Annotated in this window: 1 pseudogene; it reads right to left on the reverse strand. The window is 53.7% G+C overall.

Annotation, left to right across the window (positions count from 1 at the left end):
- Nucleotides 1-214, reverse strand: a pseudogene (locus ACTHTQ_RS11605) (helix-turn-helix domain-containing protein); the annotation flags it as partial.

Genomic DNA, 214 nt, shown 5'->3' on the forward strand with positions numbered 1-214 from the left:
TGGCTGAGGGCTTTTAACTCCTTTAGGTAGGCAACCTCTGCGCGCATATAGCACAACTCTTCGATAAGCTCTGCCTGTGTTTTTTCGTGGTCGGGTTTGTCGGCGATGAAGGGGTTTTTGCGGTGTTGGGGCATGGTTTTGGATTGGGGATGTTCGAGTGCGCCGATACCGCCTTCTTGATAGGCGCGTATCCATCGTCTCAGGTGGGTTCGGG

The organism is Neisseria sp. P0020.S003, from assembly GCF_051957095.1.
GTDB lineage: Bacteria > Pseudomonadota > Gammaproteobacteria > Burkholderiales > Neisseriaceae > Neisseria > Neisseria subflava.